Annotated in this window: 23 protein-coding genes and 1 other annotated feature; of the genes, 5 read left to right on the top strand and 18 right to left on the bottom strand. The window is 35.7% G+C overall.

Going from position 1 to position 21,926, the window contains the following annotated elements; genetic code table 11:
• Nucleotides 1–50: 50 nt before the first annotated feature.
• From brnQ to LACWKB10_RS05185, 6 genes are all read right to left on the bottom strand, one after another.
• Complete coding sequence (gene brnQ / locus LACWKB10_RS05210; RefSeq protein WP_034979665.1) at nucleotides 51–1,424, bottom strand: branched-chain amino acid transport system II carrier protein; 1,374 nt, start codon at nucleotides 1,422–1,424, stop codon at nucleotides 51–53.
• Nucleotides 1,425–2,047: 623 nt separating this feature from the next.
• Complete coding sequence (locus LACWKB10_RS05205; RefSeq protein WP_034979662.1) at nucleotides 2,048–2,683, bottom strand: copper homeostasis protein CutC; 636 nt, start codon at nucleotides 2,681–2,683, stop codon at nucleotides 2,048–2,050.
• Nucleotides 2,684–2,709: 26 nt separating this feature from the next.
• Complete coding sequence (locus LACWKB10_RS05200) at nucleotides 2,710–3,666, bottom strand: N(4)-(beta-N-acetylglucosaminyl)-L-asparaginase (protein WP_034979659.1); 957 nt, start codon at nucleotides 3,664–3,666, stop codon at nucleotides 2,710–2,712.
• A 131-nt stretch (nucleotides 3,667–3,797) separates the two neighbouring features.
• Entirely contained in the window at nucleotides 3,798–5,213 is a 1,416-nt protein-coding gene (locus tag LACWKB10_RS05195) for a DASS family sodium-coupled anion symporter (protein ID WP_034979850.1), read from the bottom strand.
• Between the two features lie 4 nt (nucleotides 5,214–5,217).
• Nucleotides 5,218–7,053, bottom strand: a complete 1,836-nt coding sequence (locus tag LACWKB10_RS05190) for an FAD-binding protein (RefSeq protein ID WP_034979656.1) — start codon at nucleotides 7,051–7,053, stop codon at nucleotides 5,218–5,220.
• A gap of 12 nt (nucleotides 7,054–7,065) precedes the next feature.
• Entirely contained in the window at nucleotides 7,066–8,850 is a 1,785-nt protein-coding gene (locus LACWKB10_RS05185; protein WP_034979848.1) for an FAD-binding protein, read from the bottom strand.
• Between the two features lie 206 nt (nucleotides 8,851–9,056).
• Between LACWKB10_RS05185 and LACWKB10_RS05180 the strand changes: the two genes are divergently transcribed.
• Nucleotides 9,057–9,950: a LysR family transcriptional regulator gene (locus LACWKB10_RS05180; RefSeq protein ID WP_034979653.1), complete on the top strand. Its 894-nt coding sequence runs from the start codon at nucleotides 9,057–9,059 to the stop codon at nucleotides 9,948–9,950.
• Between the two features lie 504 nt (nucleotides 9,951–10,454).
• The gene (locus tag LACWKB10_RS09990; RefSeq protein WP_081945345.1) at nucleotides 10,455–10,820 is read left to right on the top strand and encodes a hypothetical protein; all 366 of its coding nucleotides are present in this window, start codon (nucleotides 10,455–10,457) and stop codon (nucleotides 10,818–10,820) included.
• A 136-nt stretch (nucleotides 10,821–10,956) separates the two neighbouring features.
• Here LACWKB10_RS09990 and LACWKB10_RS05170 read toward each other — a convergent pair whose 3' ends face one another.
• The 6 genes from LACWKB10_RS05170 to LACWKB10_RS05145 all read right to left on the bottom strand — a co-directional run bounded on the left by LACWKB10_RS05170 (nucleotide 10,957) and on the right by LACWKB10_RS05145 (nucleotide 15,305).
• Nucleotides 10,957–11,676: an MIP/aquaporin family protein gene (locus LACWKB10_RS05170; protein ID WP_034979650.1), complete on the bottom strand. Its 720-nt coding sequence runs from the start codon at nucleotides 11,674–11,676 to the stop codon at nucleotides 10,957–10,959.
• A 260-nt stretch (nucleotides 11,677–11,936) separates the two neighbouring features.
• Complete coding sequence (gene dhaM, locus LACWKB10_RS05165) at nucleotides 11,937–12,308, bottom strand: dihydroxyacetone kinase phosphoryl donor subunit DhaM (RefSeq protein WP_034979647.1); 372 nt, start codon at nucleotides 12,306–12,308, stop codon at nucleotides 11,937–11,939.
• Nucleotides 12,305–12,889 carry a dihydroxyacetone kinase subunit DhaL gene (gene dhaL / locus LACWKB10_RS05160; protein WP_034979644.1) on the bottom strand — a complete coding sequence of 195 codons (585 nt, stop codon included), beginning with the start codon at nucleotides 12,887–12,889 and terminating at the stop codon, nucleotides 12,305–12,307. Before dhaL ends, dhaM begins: the two co-directional genes overlap by 4 nt.
• A gap of 16 nt (nucleotides 12,890–12,905) precedes the next feature.
• Nucleotides 12,906–13,901, bottom strand: a complete 996-nt coding sequence (gene dhaK / locus LACWKB10_RS05155) for a dihydroxyacetone kinase subunit DhaK (protein ID WP_034979641.1) — start codon at nucleotides 13,899–13,901, stop codon at nucleotides 12,906–12,908.
• Nucleotides 13,902–14,076: 175 nt separating this feature from the next.
• Nucleotides 14,077–14,559, bottom strand: a complete 483-nt coding sequence (locus LACWKB10_RS05150; protein WP_034979639.1) for a nitroreductase family protein — start codon at nucleotides 14,557–14,559, stop codon at nucleotides 14,077–14,079.
• Between the two features lie 32 nt (nucleotides 14,560–14,591).
• A complete protein-coding gene (locus LACWKB10_RS05145; RefSeq protein WP_034979636.1) occupies nucleotides 14,592–15,305 on the bottom strand; it encodes an SLAP domain-containing protein in 714 nt (237 codons plus the stop codon).
• A gap of 206 nt (nucleotides 15,306–15,511) precedes the next feature.
• On the opposite strand from LACWKB10_RS05145, the gene LACWKB10_RS05140 reads away from it, so the two are divergent.
• Together LACWKB10_RS05140 and LACWKB10_RS05135 are read left to right on the top strand one after the other, a co-directional pair.
• Nucleotides 15,512–16,372 (top strand): glycosyltransferase family 8 protein, encoded by an 861-nt coding sequence (locus LACWKB10_RS05140; RefSeq protein ID WP_034979633.1) that lies wholly within the window; start codon nucleotides 15,512–15,514, stop codon nucleotides 16,370–16,372.
• A gap of 161 nt (nucleotides 16,373–16,533) precedes the next feature.
• Nucleotides 16,534–16,815, top strand: coding sequence for an HU family DNA-binding protein (locus tag LACWKB10_RS05135; RefSeq protein WP_034979630.1), 282 nt, complete (start codon nucleotides 16,534–16,536; stop codon nucleotides 16,813–16,815).
• A 65-nt stretch (nucleotides 16,816–16,880) separates the two neighbouring features.
• Here the strand turns inward: LACWKB10_RS05135 and LACWKB10_RS05130 are convergent, their stop codons facing one another.
• The 5 genes from LACWKB10_RS05130 to LACWKB10_RS05110 form a co-directional block, all read right to left on the bottom strand.
• Complete coding sequence (locus LACWKB10_RS05130; RefSeq protein ID WP_034979626.1) at nucleotides 16,881–17,582, bottom strand: methionine ABC transporter permease; 702 nt, start codon at nucleotides 17,580–17,582, stop codon at nucleotides 16,881–16,883.
• The gene (locus LACWKB10_RS05125; RefSeq protein ID WP_034979623.1) at nucleotides 17,575–18,639 is read right to left on the bottom strand and encodes a methionine ABC transporter ATP-binding protein; all 1,065 of its coding nucleotides are present in this window, start codon (nucleotides 18,637–18,639) and stop codon (nucleotides 17,575–17,577) included. The genes LACWKB10_RS05130 and LACWKB10_RS05125 overlap by 8 nt, the downstream gene beginning before the upstream one ends.
• 27 nt (nucleotides 18,640–18,666) lie before the next feature.
• Entirely contained in the window at nucleotides 18,667–19,518 is an 852-nt protein-coding gene (locus tag LACWKB10_RS05120; protein WP_034979621.1) for a MetQ/NlpA family ABC transporter substrate-binding protein, read from the bottom strand.
• Between the two features lie 45 nt (nucleotides 19,519–19,563).
• Nucleotides 19,564–19,803: a binding site (T-box leader), on the bottom strand.
• A gap of 66 nt (nucleotides 19,804–19,869) precedes the next feature.
• On the bottom strand, nucleotides 19,870–20,052 hold the full coding sequence (locus LACWKB10_RS05115) for a hypothetical protein (protein WP_034979618.1): 183 nt from the start codon (nucleotides 20,050–20,052) through the stop codon (nucleotides 19,870–19,872).
• Between the two features lies 1 nt (nucleotide 20,053).
• Nucleotides 20,054–20,563 (bottom strand): dihydrofolate reductase, encoded by a 510-nt coding sequence (locus LACWKB10_RS05110; RefSeq protein WP_034979615.1) that lies wholly within the window; start codon nucleotides 20,561–20,563, stop codon nucleotides 20,054–20,056.
• Nucleotides 20,564–20,742: 179 nt separating this feature from the next.
• On the opposite strand from LACWKB10_RS05110, the gene LACWKB10_RS05105 reads away from it, so the two are divergent.
• Nucleotides 20,743–21,051, top strand: coding sequence for a TipAS antibiotic-recognition domain-containing protein (locus LACWKB10_RS05105; protein WP_052060293.1), 309 nt, complete (start codon nucleotides 20,743–20,745; stop codon nucleotides 21,049–21,051).
• Between the two features lie 27 nt (nucleotides 21,052–21,078).
• On the opposite strand, the gene pnuC is transcribed toward LACWKB10_RS05105, so the two are convergent.
• A complete protein-coding gene (pnuC, locus tag LACWKB10_RS05100) occupies nucleotides 21,079–21,792 on the bottom strand; it encodes a nicotinamide riboside transporter PnuC (RefSeq protein WP_034979612.1) in 714 nt (237 codons plus the stop codon).
• Between the last annotated feature and the right edge of the window lie 134 nt (nucleotides 21,793–21,926).

Below are 21,926 nucleotides of genomic sequence, written 5' to 3'. Positions count from 1 at the left end.
ACAGGTGATGTCAAAATATCAGCTTAATTATTTGAATTATATTTGCACAACTAAATAGTTTTTGCTTTTTTATAAAAATGAATAATAAACCCAACAGCTAATCCAATAACAGCCGGAATTACCCAGTCCATACCAATATCTGCGAATGGCAAGAAGCGTAATTGCAGTGACCTTAACTGTAATGCCCATGACTGTTGACTAATTACAGCAGGAAAAGAAGCAATCATGTCTAAGATTGCAGGAATGAATGTAAAAACTATTCCCCAAAAATAAACAATTGGATCACGATCAAATAACGAACTCGCAATTGACAGAATGATTAAAACCATTGCAATAGGATATAAAAACATTAGCATTGGAGTTGACCAGGAAATGATTGTATCCAAGCCAAAATTAGCTGTGATGAAAGAAACAAGAGTCATAATTGTCAACCAACCATGATAGCTGATTTTGTTGAAACTACGGTGAAAGTCCTGTGCAAAAGCGGCTATTAAGCCTACAGCAGTTGTTAAACAAGTTAGTGTAACCAGTGTAGCAAGTAAAGCATGACCAAAATTGCCCAAATAATAAGTAACTATTTGGTTAAAAACAGTGCCACCTTCAGCGGAAATTTTAAAATGATTTAAAGTAGTTGCACCTACCCAAATTAGTCCAATATAAATAATACCAATTGCACTTGTAGCGATCACACCAGCTCTAGCTGTAACTTTCGCATTGCTTTTAGCAGAAGTTTTCCCCAGCTGCCTTACCGCCGAAACAATTGTATAGCCAAATGCCAATCCAGCCAGAGCATCCATTGTGTTATAGCCTTCTAAAAAGCCATTGAAGAAAGGAGCGCTTTGATAAGCTGCTGTTATGCTTTGATTTTTAGCAGCACCCATGGGTGAAATAGCTGCCAATAAAAAAACCGAAAATAGCAATAGCAAAAACAATGGATTTAAAATTTTCCCAATACTTGTCAAAATCGTAGACTGCTTATACGAAATAATAAAAGCTAAAATAAAAAATATTGCAGAAAATATTAGGAGTGCTGGCTTTGTGGCAGATTTCGGCAAAACTGGTTGCAAACCGACTGAAAATGAAATGCTTGCTGTACGAGGCGTGGCAAACAAGGGTCCCAGAGTTAAATGGATTAGAACCATGAAAACTAGAGCAAAAATGTTACCCAGTGGCCTGCCAATATCATAAACTCCTTTTGCATGACTTGCGCTAATAGCTAAAACGGCTAGTAAAGGTAAAAGCACTGCCGTTACCAAAAACCCAAAAGTAGCTATTCCCCAATTTGCTCCTGAAAGCTGACCTAAATGAATCGGAAAAATCAAGTTGCCTGCACCAAAAAACAGCCCAAACAACAATGATGCTACTACCAAATATTGTTTCCATGTTAAAGGCTTTGTATTAACATCTTGCTCAATTTCTTCCATTACAATTCCTCCTAAACAGAATTACAGATAAATTTAATAATGATAAAGGGTTGGCTAGATTATTTTGGGGAATAAAAAAGCACCCTTGATTTAAAATCAAGGGTGCTTTAGCACGGTACCACCTATATTACTGCACTATAAATCAAAAAATGACAAATAGCATAGTCACTTCACGTACGGCAAGAATGCGATACGCTAACACGTTAATGGGTGTACCCAATAATAGCTACTAAAATTCACCATATAGCTCAAAGTTACTTTCAGCTTGCCATCACGGTCCGTTCTCAGCAACAGGACTCTCTTAAACGCTACTTGTAAGCTTACTTATCTTTTCTTCGCTTTATCAATATTAATAGTATTTTAATCAATGTCTTATTTTCTGTCAACTAAAATTTTGAAAAATCAGTGAAATTGCCTGAAAAAATAATATACCAAAGGATGTTTTTGAAATCATAATAAGCTAGGTTGCATCATACATTTATTTCAGTAATCTAAAACCGCAATCAAAAAGCAAACTAAGAATAAAGTCAGAGAAGGTAGCACTGAATGGATATTAACGATTATTTTTCATATTAAACCTGATAAGATATTTCAAGATAAAATAACTTTTAGTCCTTTTATGTCTAAACAATTTTCGAACCATGAAGTTCATTTAACTGCAATTTTTTGGCAATATCATCTCTATTTTCGGTTGTGATGCCTCCACCTGGCAAAATTTCTATACGATCATTCGCCCATTTAATTATTTCTTTTAAATGGAGTATTGTTGCCAAGATAGGTTTGTCTAATTTTCCACCATGTGTCAAAATTCTTTTGACTCCTTGATCTGCTAACCAGTTTAATTCTGTTTTCTGTTTATCATTTGATATGTCATCAAAAGCCATGTGCATGACGACTTCAACGTTTAAGGAACGAGCTAGTGTAATTAGATGTTTCATTTGAATTCTATTTATTTGATTATTGGTGGTCAAACATCCAAAAGCCACTCCTTGAGCACCCAGTTTGGCAGACGCTTCAATGTCATCAGCCATTATGTCGATTTCATTTTCACTATAAACAAAATCTCCACCTCTAGGTCTAATCATTATGACAACCGGTATTTTAAAATTCTCAGCGTAAGTGACAGATTTCTTTATTACGCCATAGGAGGGCGTAGTGCCACCCAACGCCAAATCATTATTCAGCTCTAATCTGTCAGCGCCAGCCTTAATTACATGAGGAATATTATAAAAATTTTCAACACACGCTTCTTTTAGCATTTTATTTTCTTTCTTTTAGTTAAACGTTACTCGACCGGAGCATTGATTTGTTTTTGATAATCATCTAACCAAGACTGTGAAATAGGCTCAATTTGAGTCTTTTGATTTTTTCCAGGGTTGGCCATTAAAATTTGAGCTTTTTGTTTTTCATTAGCAACACAAAAAGGAAATTCCACATTAGTAGCTACTCCCCACTCACCTTTTCGATTCAAAGCAATTAAAGAAATTTCCCCTACTTGACCATAGCGCTGTTTTAAATCTTCACAAAATGGGTAAAGTGCTGTGTCACAAGCTTCTTGAGGAGACTGACCTTTTGCCATTCTGCGAACTATTTCATATGAAAGACAACCTTTCAAAATATCTTCTCCTAAGCCTGTTGCCGTGGCTGCTCCAATATGACTGTCAGCATAAAATCCAGAACCCGATAACGGTGAATCACCAATTCTACCATCTTTTTTCATAAATAAGCCTGAAGTTGATGTCGCTGCAGCCATCGATTCAGCTTTATCAAGTGTGACTGCTCCAACAGTATCATGTCCATCATAGGGATGCAGTCCAGTTTTAAACTGCTCTTTTACCTTATTTTGCCATATTTTTTTTGCTCTTTCTGTCAGCATGTTAGTCATTTCAAAGCCATTTTGCATAGCAAATTTAGTGGCGCCTTCTCCGACTAAAAAGCTGTTAGTTTTATTTAAACTCAATTTTCTGGCTACAGAAACAGCATGCTTCACATTTTCAATAGCGGCTACTGAACCTTGTGCTAAAGTATCACCATTCATAAAGGCGGCATCCATCTGAACAACTCCATCTTCATTAGGAAGTCCGCCATAACCTACTGATTTATAAAGAGGATAAGATTCAACTTTCTTTATTAAGTTTTCAACTGCATCCCCTGCACTCTCACCGTTTTGCAACATACTGCTTGCTTTTAACAACCCATCGTATGACATGCTCCAAGTTGATATTACAGCCCAATTTTTCATTATGATCTTCCTTTTTATTCAGTATAGTAATAATAGTAAACTAGACTCCTTAAACTAACAAGCTACAAATCTAAAAGCTCAATTTGTGACAAAAATAAAAGGCTTTGAACCAAAAATTCAAAGCCTTTTTATTACCACATGCCGATAACTTTAGTCCAAATCAGACCGCCGCCTAACCAGATGATGTTAAGTACAACACCAATTATGGCGCTTAGTTTCCACCAATCTTTGTTAGAAACATAGCCTGTTGAAGAAAGCAAAGCAGCAGGACCTGCCGAATAGCTTGAAGTTGACAAGTATAAAGAACCGTCTAAAGCTAACATTAACGCTGCCATCATAGGTGGCACTCCGGCACCAATCGCAATTGAGAGAAATCCTGCATAAAGAGCAGAAATTTGTGTAGAAACACTTGGAAATAAATAGTGAAGGTAGAAGTAAACCAAGAATAAGATTACCAGTACTAAAACCCAGTTCATACCATGAAGTGCACTACCTAAAGTCTTTGAGAACCAAGGGAAAAAGCCCAAAGTCATCAATTTTTGTGACATCAACATGATAATTGAAAGCCAAGTCAAGATGTTCCAAGCAAAACTTTGACCTAAAATATCCTTAACATTAATGACGCCAAATACCAATAGTAATGCAACTGCAATAAAGCTGACCAAAGTTGCGTCAATGCCAAACTTAGAACCTACTAACCATAATGCAACCGACAGGACAAAAACCACACCCATGATTTTTTCTGCAGCCGTCATTTTGCCTAACTCTTGTAACTTTTTGTTTGCCCAAGCATGAGCATTAGGTGTTTCTTTGATCTTAGGCGGATAAATTTTATATAGAATAAAAGGTACTAATATTAAGGAAATTATGCCCGGTACAATTGCAGCTACAAACCATTGCATCCACGAAATGGTAACGTTTTGCGTCTTTGCTATCCCTAATGCCACCATGTTTCCGGCTAAACCAGTTAAAAACATTGTGGAAGTAACGATGTTAACTTCGTATTCTGTAAAGACAAGGAATGAACCCATGTCACGCTCAGTTCCCTTTTTAGGATCTGAACCCATTTCTCTTGATAAGTTATCAATAATTGGGTACATAATACCGTTAACACGAGCGTTGTTACTTGGGATACCAACTGCCAGAACAGTTTCCACTAGGGATAAGGCATAAGCCAAACCTAAAGTTCTCTTGCCAAAAGTTTTGACAAAGAAGTAGGCAATTCTTTTACCAAGCCCTGATTTAATAAAGCCGGCCGCCATAAACATACACATAGCGACCATCCATGCGGTGGAATTACCAAAACCGGCAGTAACTTCTTCCATCTTAAAAATACCGGTTAATGTGGCAATCACCACCGCTATTATTGTAGTTGCCATCATTGGTAATGGTTTAGTCACACAAGCAATTATAGTTGCAATAAATATGGCGAAAAGGTGCCAGGCTTGAACGTTAATTGCCGCTGGTTTTAATGGAGTTAACAGCCATAAGACAATGCCGATAGCTAGTGGCAAAACCCACTTTTTCCATTGAATTTTATCTAACATTTCTTTATTCTCCTTTAGAACTATTTTGTGCTTTCTTAATTGCCGCATTTACGGCTTCCTTTAAAGCATTAGTTGTGGTAGAAGCTCCTGAAACTGCATCAACGTCGGTAGAATTATTGCTTACCATTTCTTGGGGTATACGGTCAATGGCTACAGCTCCAATTCCTTCCGTTTCATGATTTTCTAGTACTTCAATTTTTTTGATTTCATTATCAAAATAGGTCACGCGAACCAAAATCCTGCCGCCAATACCTGCTTCAGAAGATCCTAGGAACTGATTTTGTCCCAGCTCAATTTGATCGTCCTTTTCACCATCCAAAAGATCATTAATTCGCGGCAACTTCTCCGTTAAATTAATCGAATCCTCAATTGGATCTAACCTGGCAGCATTTTCTCCAGCAATTTTGCCAAAAATCAAGCATTCAGCTAAGTTGCCACCGCCCTGATAACGATTGACGCACATTCCGCCAAGCTCACCAGCTGTGTAGAGACGTTTGATTGGTTGATTGTTGACATCAAGCACACGGGCTAACTCATCATGTTCTGGTCCACCTTGGGTATTAAGCACTGCGGGGGCCAATTTAACTGCATGGACGTCATCTTTTAAATCGAAACTGGTCATTGACTCAGGTGCACGACCAAATTCCAGATCCTTGCCTTTAGTGGCAAACTCGTTAAATTGCGAAACAGTATTTTCCAGATTTGCGTTCGGTACATTCATTTTTTGAGCTAATTCAGTCAGTGAACCGGCACTAACAACCTTGTCAAAGAACTTACCGTACTTGAGCTTTCCTTGTTTCTGTTCTAAGACAAACTTTTGATATTGCTGATTATCAAAGACCAACCAAGCATTGTCGTAAGCGTGAGGCAATAGATAGTCTCCATGTTCAGCTATGTGACCATGTCTGAATTTGGCATCTTCACGCATAAACCGGGTGCCGTCGTCTGCCACCGCAAAAATCGCACCTGATTTGACATTTTGCCAACCGCTAACTTGCCGACCACGCTCATTTTCACCTTCAGCAATTACGTAGCTGGGGACGATGCCTAATGACTCATAATTGCTCATGTGCCACATTTTTGCTCCAACTTCTGCAGTCATTTTAATCCCGTCACCCTTATTATAGAGAGTGCCCAGCGGGGTTAATTTTGTGACGTGCAGGTAATCCTGCTGCATCTGCTTATTATTTTCAAAGCCACCTGTAGCAACAATTACTCCTTTGCGAGCATGAATATAATATTGTTTCTTGTTACGATTAATAATTACTCCAGCTATTTCACCAGTTGCTTTGTCCTGCAATAAATGCTCTGCTCTGGAATTAAGCCAGACATCAATGTTGGCAGCATTTTTGACTACTTGAGCTCGAATTACTTTCCATAGCTCAGCATCAAAGTCTTGATTATGAACTAGTGCAAAATCAAAGGTTTCAGAACCGCGATATTCAGGATACTCACATAAATTCTTTTTCTTTGCTAAATGGTCACCCGGTTGATTATCACGTGACCAGATAAAAGGTTCAATACCAAAATACTTTTTAAAATATTGTGGCATATTAATAAAGCCATCAAGATAAGCAGCCATTGTTTTCTGATCAAAATTATATGGCGCTGCCAGCTGCTCATAATATTCAGAAATCTTCTCTCTATCATGTGCCATAGCAACATGCTGTGCTGAATAACGGGTGTTACCACCCTCATGACCATAAGGAGCAGCGTCAACTAATAAGACTTGAGCACCATTTTCTGCCGCAAAACGAGCTGCTGTGCCTCCGGCTCCACCGAAACCTAAAACGACTACATCATACACACCATTCCACTTAGTTTTTTCGTTAATTTTCATTTTTGCTCTTCTTTACTGCTTTTCAGCGTTCTCAATTGCTTGGTTGACAGCTTCTTTAAAAGCAGCACTAGTTGTACTTGCGCCACTGACCGCATCAACCTCTGTAGTTTGCTTTTCGATCATTTCATTAGTCAGAACGGGAATTGCTTTACCTCCCAAATAAGGAGTTTCTTTTTCTTGCAGTGTTTCAATTTGAGAAATCTTATCACCTGACATCGTAACGCGCACCACAATTGGGACATCATTAATGCCATTTTCACTAATTCCAATTCCCTGATTAGGTCCAGCTTCAAAATCAGTTGAAGAAGCATGAGCGTCAGATTTTAGATCAGGGTTTTCTGAAGCACCTGTAACTACATCAACTTCAGCCATTTTTCTTTTTGGCCACGCAGCATTTTCTCCTGCAATTTTGCCAGAAATTAGCAAATCAGCAATACTGTTTGCACCAATATATTTAGTAGCAAAAATATCTCCTAATTCTCCAGCTTCATATAAATGAGGAATAACATTATTCTCCATGTCTAAAACTTCGCAATTTTCATTACGACGAGCGCCACCATGTGTATGCAGAATGTTGTGACGAATTGGGATAGCGTAATATGGGCCTGCCCCAAAAGCACGCATTGTTTCAATTTTACGATTTAAAAACATATCGCGCTTTTTTTCATTGACTAAAAAGTTAAAATCACTGACAGCTTCAGCTAATTTTGGTGCGGCAATCTTGCCAGCTAATTTGGCAATACTTTCTGCTTTTATTGCATAGGTAATCAGGCTCTTAATTTGTTCAGCCTTATCTGAATCATCATTAGCTAGTTGCTCAAATTGTCTTTGATCCATGATAATATGTGGATGATTTTGGTTAGGCTGCATAATCCAGTTGCCATGGTTGTATTTATATCCATGACGATCCTCTTCGTCTTCACGGTAATACCGTGTGCCGTCATCGCCAGCAACGAAAATACTGCCATTAAATAAATTCTTCCAGTTGATCATATAGGCAAATTTTTCTCTGGGCTCGCCTTCTCTTAAAGAAAAACCATGTGAGTCATAGTTGGACATATGCCACAGTCTAGCACCAGCTTCAACTGCCAAATCAATTCCTTTACCTTGATTATACAAAGTACCGATTGGAGCTAAAGAACCTTGACCTAAAAACGTTTGTACCATATCTTGATTATTTTCAAAGCCACCACATGAAAGAACTACACCATTTCTGGCAGCCACATTTCTATTTATACCTTGATGTTTAATTTGCACACCTAAAATGGTTTTAGTATTGGAGTCCTGAATTAAATGTTGTGCAGGACTTTCAAACCAAACATCGATTTTATCTAAACGCTCGTAAACTTTTTTACGTAATAATTTCCAGAATCCGCCATTATACATACCAGCAGTCATGCTTTGTGAGCGCATAGTTTCTGCATGCTTGTATTCCGGATATTCTCCTTGAGGCCTTCTGCCGGTGTATTGTGCTTCAATGCCAAAATATTTTTGAGAGTACTCCCTCATCTTCAAAACATTATTGACAAAAGCGTCTAAATCTTTTGGATCATACTTAAAGGGATAATAAGTTTGCTTGTAATATTCACGGAGATCATCAAAATTATCGCTCCAAGCAAAAGCACCACCAGCATACCTGGTATTGCCACCTTCATGACCTTCGGGAGCTGAGTCAATTAGGAGAACGTGCGCATTGTTATCTGCCGCAAATCTTGCTGCACCAGCGCCAGCTCCACCGAATCCGACTACAATTACGTCGTAAACGGTGTCCCATTTGAGAGTTGAATCGTAGATCAAATTTTTCACCATCACTTTCTTATAAACTTTTCTTAACGTAAATATATCTTGACCAACTTTTTAAGTCTAATTAAATTTTTTAAAGGAAATAGTTCAGTTTCATAATACAAAGGTCTATTGCAGCAACTTGTTATTGTACATTAAAGTTAAATTTAATATAATTTAATCAGATATATTTATAAATTTTATTTATTTAGGAAGTACTCATGAATGAAAAAGACTTATTATATTTTTGTAAATTAGTCGAAACTGGTAACTATACGACCACAGCCGCATTCTTTGACGTTACTCAACCCACAATTTCCATGGCAGTAAAGCGGTTGGCAGATAAGTTCGATGATCCACTAATATTGCAAAAAAATCGCAAAAGTAAAATAACTTTGACCGATGCCGGCGACTTGCTTTATAAAAGAGCGAAAATACTTTTGCAGGACATCGCAAGCATCAATTATGATGTGATGCATGCCAGTGACAAGAAAATTCGGCTTGCCTTTTCTGGAGAAGCTGGTAGCCTTTACATTGCTGATATTATTCAAAAATTTTATCAAGCAAATATTACCGATTTAATTGAATCTAGAATTGAAAGGTCTGCTAACGCATTTTCTGACTTAACCGATGGCACTGTGGATGTAGCAATATATTCGTGGATGGTTCCTATTAATGATCCTGAATATTTTATTCATAATTTGCAAAGAACTGAACTAGTTATTATTACCAGTACCAGCGACAAATGGCGGGATGTCCATCAAATTAGTGCTTCCGACTTGCGCAACCGCAAGTTTGTTGCTCGCAAAAGAGGCTATTTAACTAGAGAATGTTTGGAGCAGGAAGCGAAATTGGGCGATTTTACGCCACAGATTTCATACACTGCTACTACGATGAGAATGATGATTGAATTAGTTAAACGCAATGTAGGTATTGCTCTTGCTATGGAAAGCAGCTTAAAAGAGGTTTCTGATATTCATGTCATTCGGTTAAAACCGGGTCAAAAACTGTGGGCATACATGCAGATTGCAATGAGAAAAAGCTTTATACCTAATAAGTATCAGCGCAAAGGGATTGAAATACTGCGACATTTTAAACCAGAGGAATATAAATAATTTTGGCTCTATAATTTATCCTGTTAATGCTCTATCCTTGTGATAAGCTATTAATAGGTTTTTTATTATATAAAAAGGGACATCTTTCCCCTGCTTCTTGTAATAAAATATTAACATCACTCAATATTTTTAGAAGTTTTGAATCATGTCCTCTTTCAATAGTTAGATTAAATTTACTCTTAATATTAAAGATCAAAACATTGTTTTTGAAGATTATTTTTTCCAATTGGCTAAACGACCATAAGCAAAAAGTTTACCAAGCTGTCTTACTGCAGTCCAGTTTCCTTCTTTCGCTCACAGGAACAGCGGCACAATGACCGATTGAAAACTAAAATCCGCTATCCTGCTGTCAGTGCCAGTTATTATTATACTTTTTAAGCAGAGAATCTGTTGTCGCACCTTCAAGAAACGCTCAAACGGCCAAATATGACCTGGTAGGAATACTGCTGTATTTTCCAGCCTGCTATGTTTAAAATACTCAGAGCTTTAACAGAAGATCGCTCAATGAGCAGCACAGACTGGGAAAACAATATTTTTGTCTATATGGTGCAAAGAATGCCAAGCTCCTGTTCGTATCAGTTTAATAGGAACAATGATTATTTGCCAGAACATCTGGCCTTCGACGAGTTTAATGGCGTTGAACGCACTTTGCATTTTATTTGTCTTGAGACCGACAAATATGAAGTGGTTCAGATTCTCAGAACACGCTACAAAAAGCAATTATTGCATACTTCAAAAAGTTTTAGCCAACGGCTTTACATTGAGAGCATAGTTTTTGGCTATGCCAACTTCTACAATCTGCTAACCAAAATTCGATTGGCTGAAAACAAAGTAAAAGAAAAAGAAACAAGCATTTTATTAGCTGCTTGATTCTATTAACAGGACTTCTTTTAGAATGTCAAGTATCAAAAAAATTAAAAATGGGTATACTAAACGTACTTCAAGAATGCGCCTTTGAAAAAAAGCAAAAAAATTCATGACTTTTTAAGTCATGAACTTTTTTAGTTTAAGCAATAACATTGAACAAAAATGCGGCAATTCCACCACCTAAAAGTGGTCCAAAAATTGGAACCCAACTATAAGCCCAGTCAGAACCACCTTTGTTGGCAATCGGCATAAACTGATGTGCAAGTCTTGGTCCAAGGTCACGAGCCGGGTTAATCGCAATTCCAGTTGGTCCTCCTAAGGACAAACAGATTGCAGTAATTAAAAATCCTGCCAGTAATGGGTTTAATCCTGGAGCCAATTTGGTATTGGTTAATCCTAACAAGCCAAACACCAAAACAAATGTAGCAATCGCTTCAGTAAAGAAATTCCAAGCATAGTTTCTAATGGCAGGCGTTGTGGCAAACGAACCTAAAATGCCTTCTTGATCAGTAGTTTCTTCCCAATGAGGAAAATAGGTTAGCCAAACTAAAATGCCACCGATAAAACCCCCAGCAATTTGAGCTAGCATATATGGTAAAACTGAAGACCACGGCAATTTGTTTGCAATAGCCATTCCTAATGACACTGCCGGATTAAAATGTCCTGGGCAAAGCCAACTAACACAAAATACTCCGAAAGTTACGGCAAAACCCCAACCAAAAGAAATAACGATCCAGCCACTGCCTTTTGCTTTCGACTTGTTCAAATTGACACCGGCACAAACGCCATCTCCGAGCAATACTAAGATGATAGTTCCAATGAACTCTCCCACTAATTGCATTGTTAAACTATTATTCATTTTTTAATCTCCTACTTTGATTATTAGGCTGCATAAGCCTCAAATAATGTTTAGTAGTAAATTACTCCCTAACAAAATATATTATAAAATTTTGCTTGTGTAAACACTTTCTTTAAATAAAATAATTTTCAAAAAAAGTTTAAGAAACTGTTATTTAATTTCTTTGATTATATAGCATTTATATTTAATTTCTTAAAAATGTCCGTTATATTTTTATAACTGTTATTTTTAGCAAAGTCTTTTAAATTAAAGCTTTAAACCTATTTCTTAATTTTTAAGGGTTCAAGTTGCTTTTCTATTTCAGTTAAATCAACGCCCGCTTCAATCAAAGTAGCAGCAGTATATGCACCTTCAATAAAAGCTACATCATACACATGAATCTTTTTAGAAGTCATCTCCATCGCCAGTTCAAGATTCATTTTGGCACTTCCAAGATCATAAAAAGCTAAAATCTCATCGGCTTTATTGTCAGAAAAAGCCTGCAAAACCTTGTCCATGCTGGTACCTATATCTTCTTCATTTGTTCCGCCAGCAGTTGTGATTGATACGTCTTTTGCAACCTGATCTAAAAGTTTAGTCAATCCGATAGATATTTCAGGAACATGTGATACTAACGTAATGCCTAAACTCATAGTATACCTTCTGTTTCCAATAAAGCTTCAAAGAGATAGCCACTAGATTGCGAGCCGGGATCAACATGACCCTTTGATCTCTCTCCCAAATATGAAGCACGCCCCTTTTTTGCAACTAAATCTTTAGTTGCAGCTACAGCAGAATCAATTTTTTCTTGAGTTAAATTATGCGCTTTTACTTCAGGTACAAGCACTGACCAAACATCAACCATCGTTTTGTCTCCTGGTTCAGCACCGCCACGTTTTTTAATACCAGCTAAAGCAGCATCCAGTAATTCACCAATATCATCGCTAGTAGCGCTTTTCTTGGCCATTTCTAAAAAAGCTGTACCATATAACGGACCTGATGCTCCACCAACAGTAGAAATAAGAGTCATTGCAATTTGTTTAAAGGCATCAGTAATAGTTTTTGGCTCTGAATTCAGTTTCTGACTGACAGCAATCATGCCGCGGCTCATATTAAACCCGTGATCCCCATCACCAATTGCAGTGTCTAAATCGCTTAAAAATTGCTTATTCTGCTCAATTTTTGCAGCAAATTTATTGATCCATTCAACTACGTTTTTAACCGTTAATCCCATATTATTTCCCTCTCTTTTACCAAGCTATCGTTTCAACTGGTTGATTAAGATAATCAAGCCACTTTTCGTCAGCTAACTCAAAAATTGTGAGTGAAATACCAGCCATATCAAGCGATGTCATGTAATTACCAATTTTGATAAAAGCTGGTTTAACATTAAATTCCGCCAATTTATCGAGCAAATCATTACTAAATATATATTGTTCCATCAAAGGAGTCGCACCCATGCCATTAACTAAAACAGCATACTTTTTATTTTGCTCTAAATGCATTTCATTATTTAACTTACCCACTAATTCAGATACTAAGTCTTTAGCAGGTTTGATTTTTTCACGACGATAGCCAGGCTCTGAATGAATGCCAACTCCAAATTCGATCTCGTCATCTTTTAATACAAAACCAGGTTTACCGGTTTCGGGGTTAGTAGCAGCCGATAGAGCTACAGCAATTGTTTTAATATTAGGCAAAACTTTTTTAGCTGCTGCATCAATTTCGTCCAGACTTGCACCATTTTGAGCCATAGCTCCCAGAATCTTATGCATAAACAAGGTTCCGGCAACTCCACGTCTTCCTTGTGTGAATGTACTGTTTTCTACAGCAATATCGTCATCGACAACAATTGATTTAACTTTAATGTTGTCCATGTCAGCCATATCTTTTGCCATATCAAAGTTCATGACATCCCCTGAATAATTTTTTATAACTAGAAAAACACCTTGCCCCTGATCTACTGCTTTGATTGCTTCGTAAATTTGATCTGGAGTTGGAGATGTGAAAACCTGACCGCAAACTGCTGCACTTAACATCCCTTTACCTACAAAACCTGCATGAGTAGGTTCATGTCCTGAACCTCCCCCACTGACAATACCTACTTTCCCGGTCATTGAATCCTTATCTGCTCTCACAACAGCTTCGGTATCTTTAACTTGGGAAATAAATTGTGGATATGATCTGACCATACCTTTGACCATTTCAGGTACAACATTTGCTGGATCATTAATAATCTTTTTCATGTAATTAGCTCCTTAAGTAAATAAATGTAACGCTTACATAACTATTATACCAAGTAACATTTATATAAACCATTTGTGTTGCAATAAATTAAATATTTTGCGCAAAATAAAAAACTTTAGCACGCTTCATCAATAAAAGTATGGCTAAAGTTTAATACAAAACTATAAAATAATATTATTTTCTTGTAACCTTATACCTGCTAGATCTATCATCATTAGGATGTTCTGCAGCATGTCCACAGGCAACAATGACACAGGTTTCAAAATTCTCCGGAACACCTAGCTCTTCTTCCAAATTTTTGGCAGAATTAAGTACACTAGCTGCATTCATTAAATAAACCGAACCTAAGTTGAGTTCTGCAGCCTCTACCATTATGTTTTCTGCGGCAACAGATGCGTCTCTTTCACCAAATTCATTATTCTTTTTAACATTAATGACAAATAATAAAGGAGCATTATAACAAGCGTTACTTGTAACTTGTTCTATTTGTGCTAATAATTCTTCACTCTCAACCACGATCATCTGCATCACGTCAGTTTGGTGCATGCCACAAGGAGATGCTTGAAAAGCGTTGATCAACTTAGCAATATCATCTTGAGCAACTTTTTCAGTCGTATATTTTCTGACAGCTACTCTTTTTAAAACAGGATCAGTCATTTATGTGCCCTCTATGAAAAACAAAATCCAAATTATTTAATGACAGCTTTACCAGTCTTATGAACTAAATCAGACCATTTTAAAAACTGTGTTTCAGATATTCCTACTAACTTTTTACCTTTAATCTTCTTAGTACTATATACAAAAACTGTTGCACCTTTTTTAACGTATGAATATTTATTTCCTTTTACCAGAAGCTTGCCTTTGCCATCGTAAACTTTAGCATTGCGTTTTACCTTATAGCTGGCAACTTTAAAAAGTTTTACATTACCTGGCTTTACGTATTCTTTCTTCTTAGTTTTCTTGCCATTTAATGATATTTGCAGATAACTCTTATTTTTAACTGTAGTAAAACCGATAACCGAAAGAATTGTTCCTTTTTTCAGTTTTTTGTTTTTAATTCTTTTACCCTTACTGTCATATATATAGGCATTTCTCTTTAATTTGACAGTTTTGCCTAAATATTTTATTGCATTATTTGAATTAGTTTTATTTTTCTTGGGCTTCTTTGTCGTATCTGTTGTAGAAGGCTTATTTGTACTGTTAGTTGTATTGGATTGTCCATTATTGGTTTTACTTTGATCTGTAGTATTTGACGTATTCGAATCTCCCTTTGTAGTATTATTAGTCTGACTTTGATTAGTTGAATTTGCATCAGTTTCGGCAGCCAAAACTGGTTTAGTGGTACTTAATCCCAAAGTCAAAGATGCAATTCCAGCTAGACTTAACAAAAGTTTTTTCTTCATTTTGACACCTCATTATTGAAAAACTTATTTATATACATTCTACTACTTTGAATAAATAATTTCTTTTACAAAATCGAAACAATTAATTTACGTCTTTGATTTGTGATATATCATTTTCATAACTTATATTATGAGGTACGTTACATACTTTTGCTTTATACTAAGAAATAGTGAAAACATAATAATGTTATTAAAGGAAGAAATTCATGAAAAAGTCGCAAAAAGAATCAATCGAAATACTGGTCACAATAGACCAAAACTATATCAAACCACTCGAAGTTATGATGTATTCCCTTAGGCTGAACAATATGACTGAAGAGTTTCATGTCTGGCTAATTTACGACAATATTAACCAGCATGCTCTGAATAAATTAAAAAAATTTGGGCTAAAAATAGGAATTAAGGTATCCACTTTGACTATGAATAAGAATATTAAATTCCCTGATTCATTGCTCAACTTGCATGATTATCCTAAAGAAATGTATTTCAGATTACTTTCAAGTAAAATTTTGCCAGCAGATTTACATCGAATTATTTATCTTGATCCTGACATTTTAGTTATTAACTCAATAGTGCCTTTATGGGAGTTAGACCTTGAAGGTAAAATGTTTGCAGCTTCAGTTCATGAGGGATTAACGGACATTATGAGTTCAATCAATAATATCAGACTGGGTACATCAACTGGATACTTTAACTCTGGAATAATGCTGATGGATTTAGATCAAATGCGTACAAAAATTAAAATTGAAGAAATTACTCAGGCAATTGAAGAGCATCATGATACTTTAATTTTGCCAGATCAAGATATTCTCAATTATCTATATGGCGAAGATATTTTAAAAATTCCAGAAACACGCTGGAACTACGATGCCAGAGCTTTCTCAGTTTACTTAACAAGAAGCACGGGAGAAATCAACACTGAGTGGGTTATGAAAAACACGTCAATTTTACACTTTTGTGGTAAACCTAAGCCATGGCAAAAGGAGAAACATTCCCGGTTTAAACCCCTTTACCTTAATTACCTGCAAATGGTCAATCGCTTGTTAAAACAGCAAAAATTAACGTAACATTTAGCTTTTTACTGTTGAAGCTTGCTATATGTGTGCTAAAATAATAAAAGTTGCCGAATATCAAGCGACACAATGCTTTAGGTGGATTAGTATAGAAAAAATGCAAACTATTTAATAGCATTGAATGTGTAATATTTTTTATAGAAAAGAGAAGAATTATGGCTTCAATTAACAAGTCTGAACTTACTAAAGAAGTTTCAGCAAAGACAGATCTTAAACAAAAGGATGCAGAAAAAGTTATCGATGCTTTAATCGAATCAATTAAGGATAACTTGGCTAAAGGCGAAAAAGTTCAAATCATAGGTTTTGGTTCTTTTGAAGTACGTAATCGTGCAGCTAGAAAAGGCAGAAACCCACAAACTGGTAAAACTTTAACCATTCCTGCAACAAAAGTACCTGCATTCAAGCCTGGTAAAGCATTGAAGGACGCAGTTAAGTAACTCTACAATTAAATACGAAAAAACAACGAGTTTTAACTCGTTGTTTTTATTTTGTTTTAAAATTTTTAGCGATTTTGATGATTCAATCTGTTGGCAAAAAAGTCACCAATGACTTGAACAATAAATATTAAAATAATAACTAAAACTGTCGCAATAAGTGTTACGTCATTATTAAAACGATTATATCCGTATGAAATTGCAGTATTACCTAGTCCACCAGCACCTATAGCTCCTGCCATTGCAGTTAAGCCAATTAAACTGATAATTGTCACGGTAGAGACGCGAGCAAGTTCGGATCTAGCTTCGTTTAAGTAAACACTAAATATAATGTCCCAAATCGTAGCTCCTAGGCTTTGTGCTGCTTCAATTTTTCCGTGGTCAACGCTTTCTAATGCAACTTGAACCTGGCGTGCATAAAATGGGAAACAGCCTAGTGTAAGAGGAACTAATGCGGCTTGAATACCGATTTGTGTACCTACGATTTTTTGCGTTACCGGAGCTATAAATGCTAGCAAAATTATAAATGGAATAGCTCTAAAAATTGAAACAATTTTATCACAAATGTTAAACCAAAACTTATTAGGCCTTATGCCGTCACTTTTTGTTAGGACTAAAACGATACCAAAAATCATTCCTAAAATGCCACCAAAAATTCCGGCCCAAAAAGTCATATACAGAGTTTGAATAATGCTGGTACCCCAGCCAGTGTCTCCTAGCCAGCCTAATTGCACAACATTGGGAAAGACTTTGCTAAACCAACTACTCATATAGATCCCCCTTTTCGTTTAAACGAGTGACGGCAACTTCTTCTTTTCTTAAATAATCAACTGTCTCCTGCTGTTTTGCCTTGTCACCTTTAACTTGAACTAGTAATGTACCAATTGGCTCATCATCAAGCAGTTCAACGTTGCCATACAACATACTGGCTTCAACTCCTACTTCACGGTATAAATCGACAATGATAGTTTTAGTAACATTAGCCATGCTATATACTAGTTGATAAATAGCTTCATTATCATTATCAAGCTTATCAATATTAAGAGATTTCATAGTGTTGATCACTTCCAATGACCCACCAACAAAACTTTTAGTCAGGTCATTTTTAGGATGAAGTACAACATTTCTTAAACTACCTTTTTCAACAATTTGTCCAGACTGCATTAAAGCAACTTTATTACAAACTTTCTTAATAGCCGCCATTTCATGGGTTATCAAGACAATAGTTAAATTAAGATCTTTTTGGAGCTTTTTTAGCAGTGTCAGAATCTGAAGAGTATTTTGGGGATCAAGCGCACTGGTAGCCTCATCAGAGATTAGAATGTCCGGTTCATTTGCAAGTGCACGGGCAATCGCAACTCTTTGTTGCTGACCCCCAGAAAGTTGCACCGGATAAAAGTTTGCTTTATCTCTTAAATCCACTAAATCTAATAATTTTAATGATTTTTCCTTAATTTCTTTTTCTTTTAATCCAGAATGTTTTAGGGCAAAGGACACGTTGTCAACCACGCTTATTTCATTTAATAAATTAAAATTTTGAAAAATCATGCCAATTTTTCTGCGAGCCAGTTGTAAATCTTTGTTAGATATCACCTGTTTGCCATCTTTGACAAAATCGGTTCCGTTAACTTTAATATTACCAGCTGTTGGTTTTTGTAAAAGGTTGACTGTTCTGACTAAAGTAGACTTACCAGCTCCGGAAAAGCCTACAACTCCGAAAATATCACCCTTTTCTACAGTTAGACTAACATCATGAACTGCTTGTACAATTTTTCCTTTTTTATCAGGGAAATCTACACTAACGTGTTCTAAATCAATAATACCCATTACAATCTTCTCCGATCATTAAAATTTTTACTTCAATTTAATGTCCCAAGCACTTCTAGTCATATTTCCATAATATTTCTTTTGTATACGTTTCGTTTCAGCGGTTTGATAACATTTGACTACTGCCTGGTAATCCTTGTTCTTTGCTTGGTCTTTCTTAGCTACAATGATATTTATCCATTGGTAAGAGTCTTTATTTACCGGCTCAACAAAGATTGTTTGTTTTTCACCTAAACCTGCAGGACGAGCAAAGTCATTATTAATAACTGCTGCATCTACTGAATTAATCACACGTCCACATTGATCGGCACTAATTTCTTTAACTTTGATGTTTTTAGGATTCTTCACAATATCTGCGACGGTCACAAGAGCCTTACCTTTGCGTAATGAAATTAATCCAGCATTTTTCAAAACGAGTAAGGAACGAGATTCATTACTTGCGTCATTCGGAACAGCAATTGTGGCGCCTTTTGGCAGCTCGCTCAATTTATGATATTTCTTTGAATATAGCCTAATTGGATTTATATCGGTGCGTCCAATTGCCACTAATCCACCATGGTTGGCTTTATTCCAAGCTTTAAGAAAAGCATAATGTTGGAAAGCATTTAGATCTATATCACCACTTTTTACTGCTTTATTTGGTTGATTGTAATCTGTGAAATTCTTGATTTTAATTGTTATGCCATATTTTTTCTTGGCCAAAGCTGCTGCGTGATTCCAAATAACCTCTTTTGGCTTAGATTCACTTACAATACCTACAGTAACAACATGGTCTTTTTGGTTGCTACTTCCCTTTTTGCCAAAGCTAAACCATGCAATAGCAACAATTACAATGGCTGCAATTACTCCAATAATTATATTGCGACTTTTTTTAGTCATTAGAAAAACCTCCCAATTTTTCAATAAAAAAAGCACCCATCCTAAACCAAGGACGAGTGCTTCGTGTTACCACCTTTAATTTGTTTATTACTCACGTAATAAACCTCAACAGCTATCTAACAATAGCTTGCAATGCTAACGGATGCAACTCCGCCACTAGCTAAATATCACTAGCAGTCATCATTTCAAGCCCATGTTCACTACACCTTACTAACTGACTCTCACCAAACGTCAGCTCTCTTTATTAGTAAAAATAATAGCTACTCTGCTTTTCAAGATGTATTAATTATTTAATTGTTTATTAATTTAACATCTAAGAAATCTTCTGTCAACCAAAAAATAAATTATTTTTTATTTGTGTTGGTATGATTTTATTATTTTTAAAAAATATTGTCCTACAGCAAAAGTTACAATAGCCATGCCAATTACCTGCCACCAATAATTGTGATTTAAGTTTTCAGCCAGAAAAAAACTGCTAATTAAAGTCAATATGCAAATTATTAAAACTACAGTTGAAGCAATAACTTGTTTCATGTTATTTCTCCTTTCTCATATAAGTTAAAAATTCATATGGATAAGAATTTAAATTATCAGGTTGATGAAATGACCTCTTTACTATCTTAAAATCGCTATAATTAAGCTTGGTCATTGTCACATCAGCTGTAAAAGTAGCTTTTATTTCAGTTTTTTCTAAGCAATCCACTTGCTTTTTTAAAGCACTAAAAACAGAGTTACCCCCAATAACACAAATTTCTAGATTTTCATGTTTGTGAATCCAGCATTGTAATTCACTGATCGAAGGTATTATTAAAACTCTTTTATTTGAATCAAATTCCTTTTTTAATTGCTGACTAGTTGATAAAACAACATGCGTACGTCCTGGAAGGATATGGGGCAAGCTAGTGAAAGTTTTTCTCCCCATGATAATTGGATGTCCATATGTTATTTTTTTAAAATGGTGTAAATCTGCAGGCAATCTCCAAGGTAAATGTCCATCTATACCAATTTGGTGTTTTTTATCTTCCGCCCAAACAAAAGTGATCATTAATTCGCCTCTCTCTTCATTATAGCGCTTTATTTACTGAATTTCTTGACTTTTGACTAGCTTTACCAATTATACTTAGCTAAAATTTTGGTTTTTCACTAAAATTAATTTACCCATGATTTTTCAAGATAAAGTTGCTATAGTTATTTCAGTATCTAAACAGATTATAGGAGGAAATTATGTCTGAATCTAACGAATTTACTGAAACAAAATATAATAAAATGAAACAAACAGAGGCAGATCTGGTAAGAGATTTACAAAAAGTTGTCAAAGATCCCACCAAAGAAGCTGCCTTAAGTGATAATATTTTTAAAAATCACCAACACTGGTTGCAAATTGTTATGCCGAATTATTCTACTAAAATTCATTTAGGTATTGTGAATGCTTATGACAATGATACCCGTTATCAATCATATTATGATGACAAGGCAGGCAAAGGCGCAACTAAGATCTTAAGCAGAATTGTCAAAGAACATTTGAAAAAATAAAAGAAGTCTCTTAAGACTTCTTTTTTGTTAATGAAACCAATGAGTGTGTTTGTCAGTAAATGCCAACAGATCATTAGTTAGGTACAAAATGTATGTTAAAAATAAAGTTAGATTAGCATCCCCTTGAAACGCGGTAACACCCCATAAAATAATTGAAAGTATTCCTTGGATAGTCCAAAAATAGTATTGCTCGCGAAAATGTAATGTGCAAAGCAGTGAACCCGTAATCCCAATAGCACCAGCCATTGCATCGATCAAAGGTCTTGGACTAATGAAAATTTTTGTATCCATGAAATAAAGTGAAAATAGAATGATGCCAAAAAATAGCAGTGTCATAAACCATTTAGACATGCTTAAACCTTGAACATGTTTTTCAGCATTTTTAGTCCACGATGGCAACAGCAATACGGGTAAATCCAAAATAAAAATATATATGACCTGTAAAATTACATTGGCATAATTTTGGGCATAAACGGAAACAATAATGTAAATTGCAGCTGAAGTCAAACCTAAAATGCCATTTATTTGCCTGGCATTGGTGATAGCAAGAGTACAAGTGAAACCTAAAATTGCAGCAACCATTGTCAATAATGAAATTTGATCAATTGGGGACGCAACAGTTGTCCCAATGATAGTACCAATCCCCAGCATTAATAAGAGATATGTTTTAAAACTCCAACCACGAATTTGATTAATGTACCAGTTTAATTTAAAAATATCAGCTTTTGGCTGAAATTTCATCAGACATTCCTACCTTCTACTTGAATCTAAGTTAAAAAAACATGTTTTTAATACTAACATAACTTTTAGTTTACCTTAAGAAATTTAACTAGTAGTTCAAATCGATGAATATGTGCGATGTTAACTGTCTGTTT

It is taken from the genome of Lactobacillus sp. wkB10 (genome assembly GCF_000760615.1).
GTDB lineage: Bacteria > Bacillota > Bacilli > Lactobacillales > Lactobacillaceae > Lactobacillus > Lactobacillus huangpiensis.
The sequence above is the reverse complement of the archived record's forward strand: the minus strand, read 5'-3'. Positions and strand labels throughout refer to the sequence as shown.

Coding starts and splice junctions, on each gene's coding strand:
- brnQ (WP_034979665.1), bottom strand. CDS start 1,424: ATGGAAGAAATTGAGCAAGATGTTAATACAAAGCCTTTAACATGGAAA.
- LACWKB10_RS05205 (WP_034979662.1), bottom strand. CDS start 2,683: ATGCTAAAAGAAGCGTGTGTTGAAAATTTTTATAATATTCCTCATGTA.
- LACWKB10_RS05200 (WP_034979659.1), bottom strand. CDS start 3,666: ATGAAAAATTGGGCTGTAATATCAACTTGGAGCATGTCATACGATGGG.
- LACWKB10_RS05195 (WP_034979850.1), bottom strand. CDS start 5,213: ATGTTAGATAAAATTCAATGGAAAAAGTGGGTTTTGCCACTAGCTATC.
- LACWKB10_RS05190 (WP_034979656.1), bottom strand. CDS start 7,053: ATGAAAATTAACGAAAAAACTAAGTGGAATGGTGTGTATGATGTAGTC.
- LACWKB10_RS05180 (WP_034979653.1), top strand. CDS start 9,057: ATGAATGAAAAAGACTTATTATATTTTTGTAAATTAGTCGAAACTGGT.
- LACWKB10_RS09990 (WP_081945345.1), top strand. CDS start 10,455: ATGAGCAGCACAGACTGGGAAAACAATATTTTTGTCTATATGGTGCAA.
- LACWKB10_RS05170 (WP_034979650.1), bottom strand. CDS start 11,676: ATGAATAATAGTTTAACAATGCAATTAGTGGGAGAGTTCATTGGAACT.
- dhaM (WP_034979647.1), bottom strand. CDS start 12,308: ATGAGTTTAGGCATTACGTTAGTATCACATGTTCCTGAAATATCTATC.
- dhaL (WP_034979644.1), bottom strand. CDS start 12,889: ATGGGATTAACGGTTAAAAACGTAGTTGAATGGATCAATAAATTTGCT.
- dhaK (WP_034979641.1), bottom strand. CDS start 13,901: ATGAAAAAGATTATTAATGATCCAGCAAATGTTGTACCTGAAATGGTC.
- LACWKB10_RS05150 (WP_034979639.1), bottom strand. CDS start 14,559: ATGACTGATCCTGTTTTAAAAAGAGTAGCTGTCAGAAAATATACGACT.
- LACWKB10_RS05145 (WP_034979636.1), bottom strand. CDS start 15,305: ATGAAGAAAAAACTTTTGTTAAGTCTAGCTGGAATTGCATCTTTGACT.
- LACWKB10_RS05140 (WP_034979633.1), top strand. CDS start 15,512: ATGAAAAAGTCGCAAAAAGAATCAATCGAAATACTGGTCACAATAGAC.
- LACWKB10_RS05135 (WP_034979630.1), top strand. CDS start 16,534: ATGGCTTCAATTAACAAGTCTGAACTTACTAAAGAAGTTTCAGCAAAG.
- LACWKB10_RS05130 (WP_034979626.1), bottom strand. CDS start 17,582: ATGAGTAGTTGGTTTAGCAAAGTCTTTCCCAATGTTGTGCAATTAGGC.
- LACWKB10_RS05125 (WP_034979623.1), bottom strand. CDS start 18,639: ATGGGTATTATTGATTTAGAACACGTTAGTGTAGATTTCCCTGATAAA.
- LACWKB10_RS05120 (WP_034979621.1), bottom strand. CDS start 19,518: ATGACTAAAAAAAGTCGCAATATAATTATTGGAGTAATTGCAGCCATT.
- LACWKB10_RS05115 (WP_034979618.1), bottom strand. CDS start 20,052: ATGAAACAAGTTATTGCTTCAACTGTAGTTTTAATAATTTGCATATTG.
- LACWKB10_RS05110 (WP_034979615.1), bottom strand. CDS start 20,563: ATGATCACTTTTGTTTGGGCGGAAGATAAAAAACACCAAATTGGTATA.
- LACWKB10_RS05105 (WP_052060293.1), top strand. CDS start 20,743: ATGTCTGAATCTAACGAATTTACTGAAACAAAATATAATAAAATGAAA.
- pnuC (WP_034979612.1), bottom strand. CDS start 21,792: ATGAAATTTCAGCCAAAAGCTGATATTTTTAAATTAAACTGGTACATT.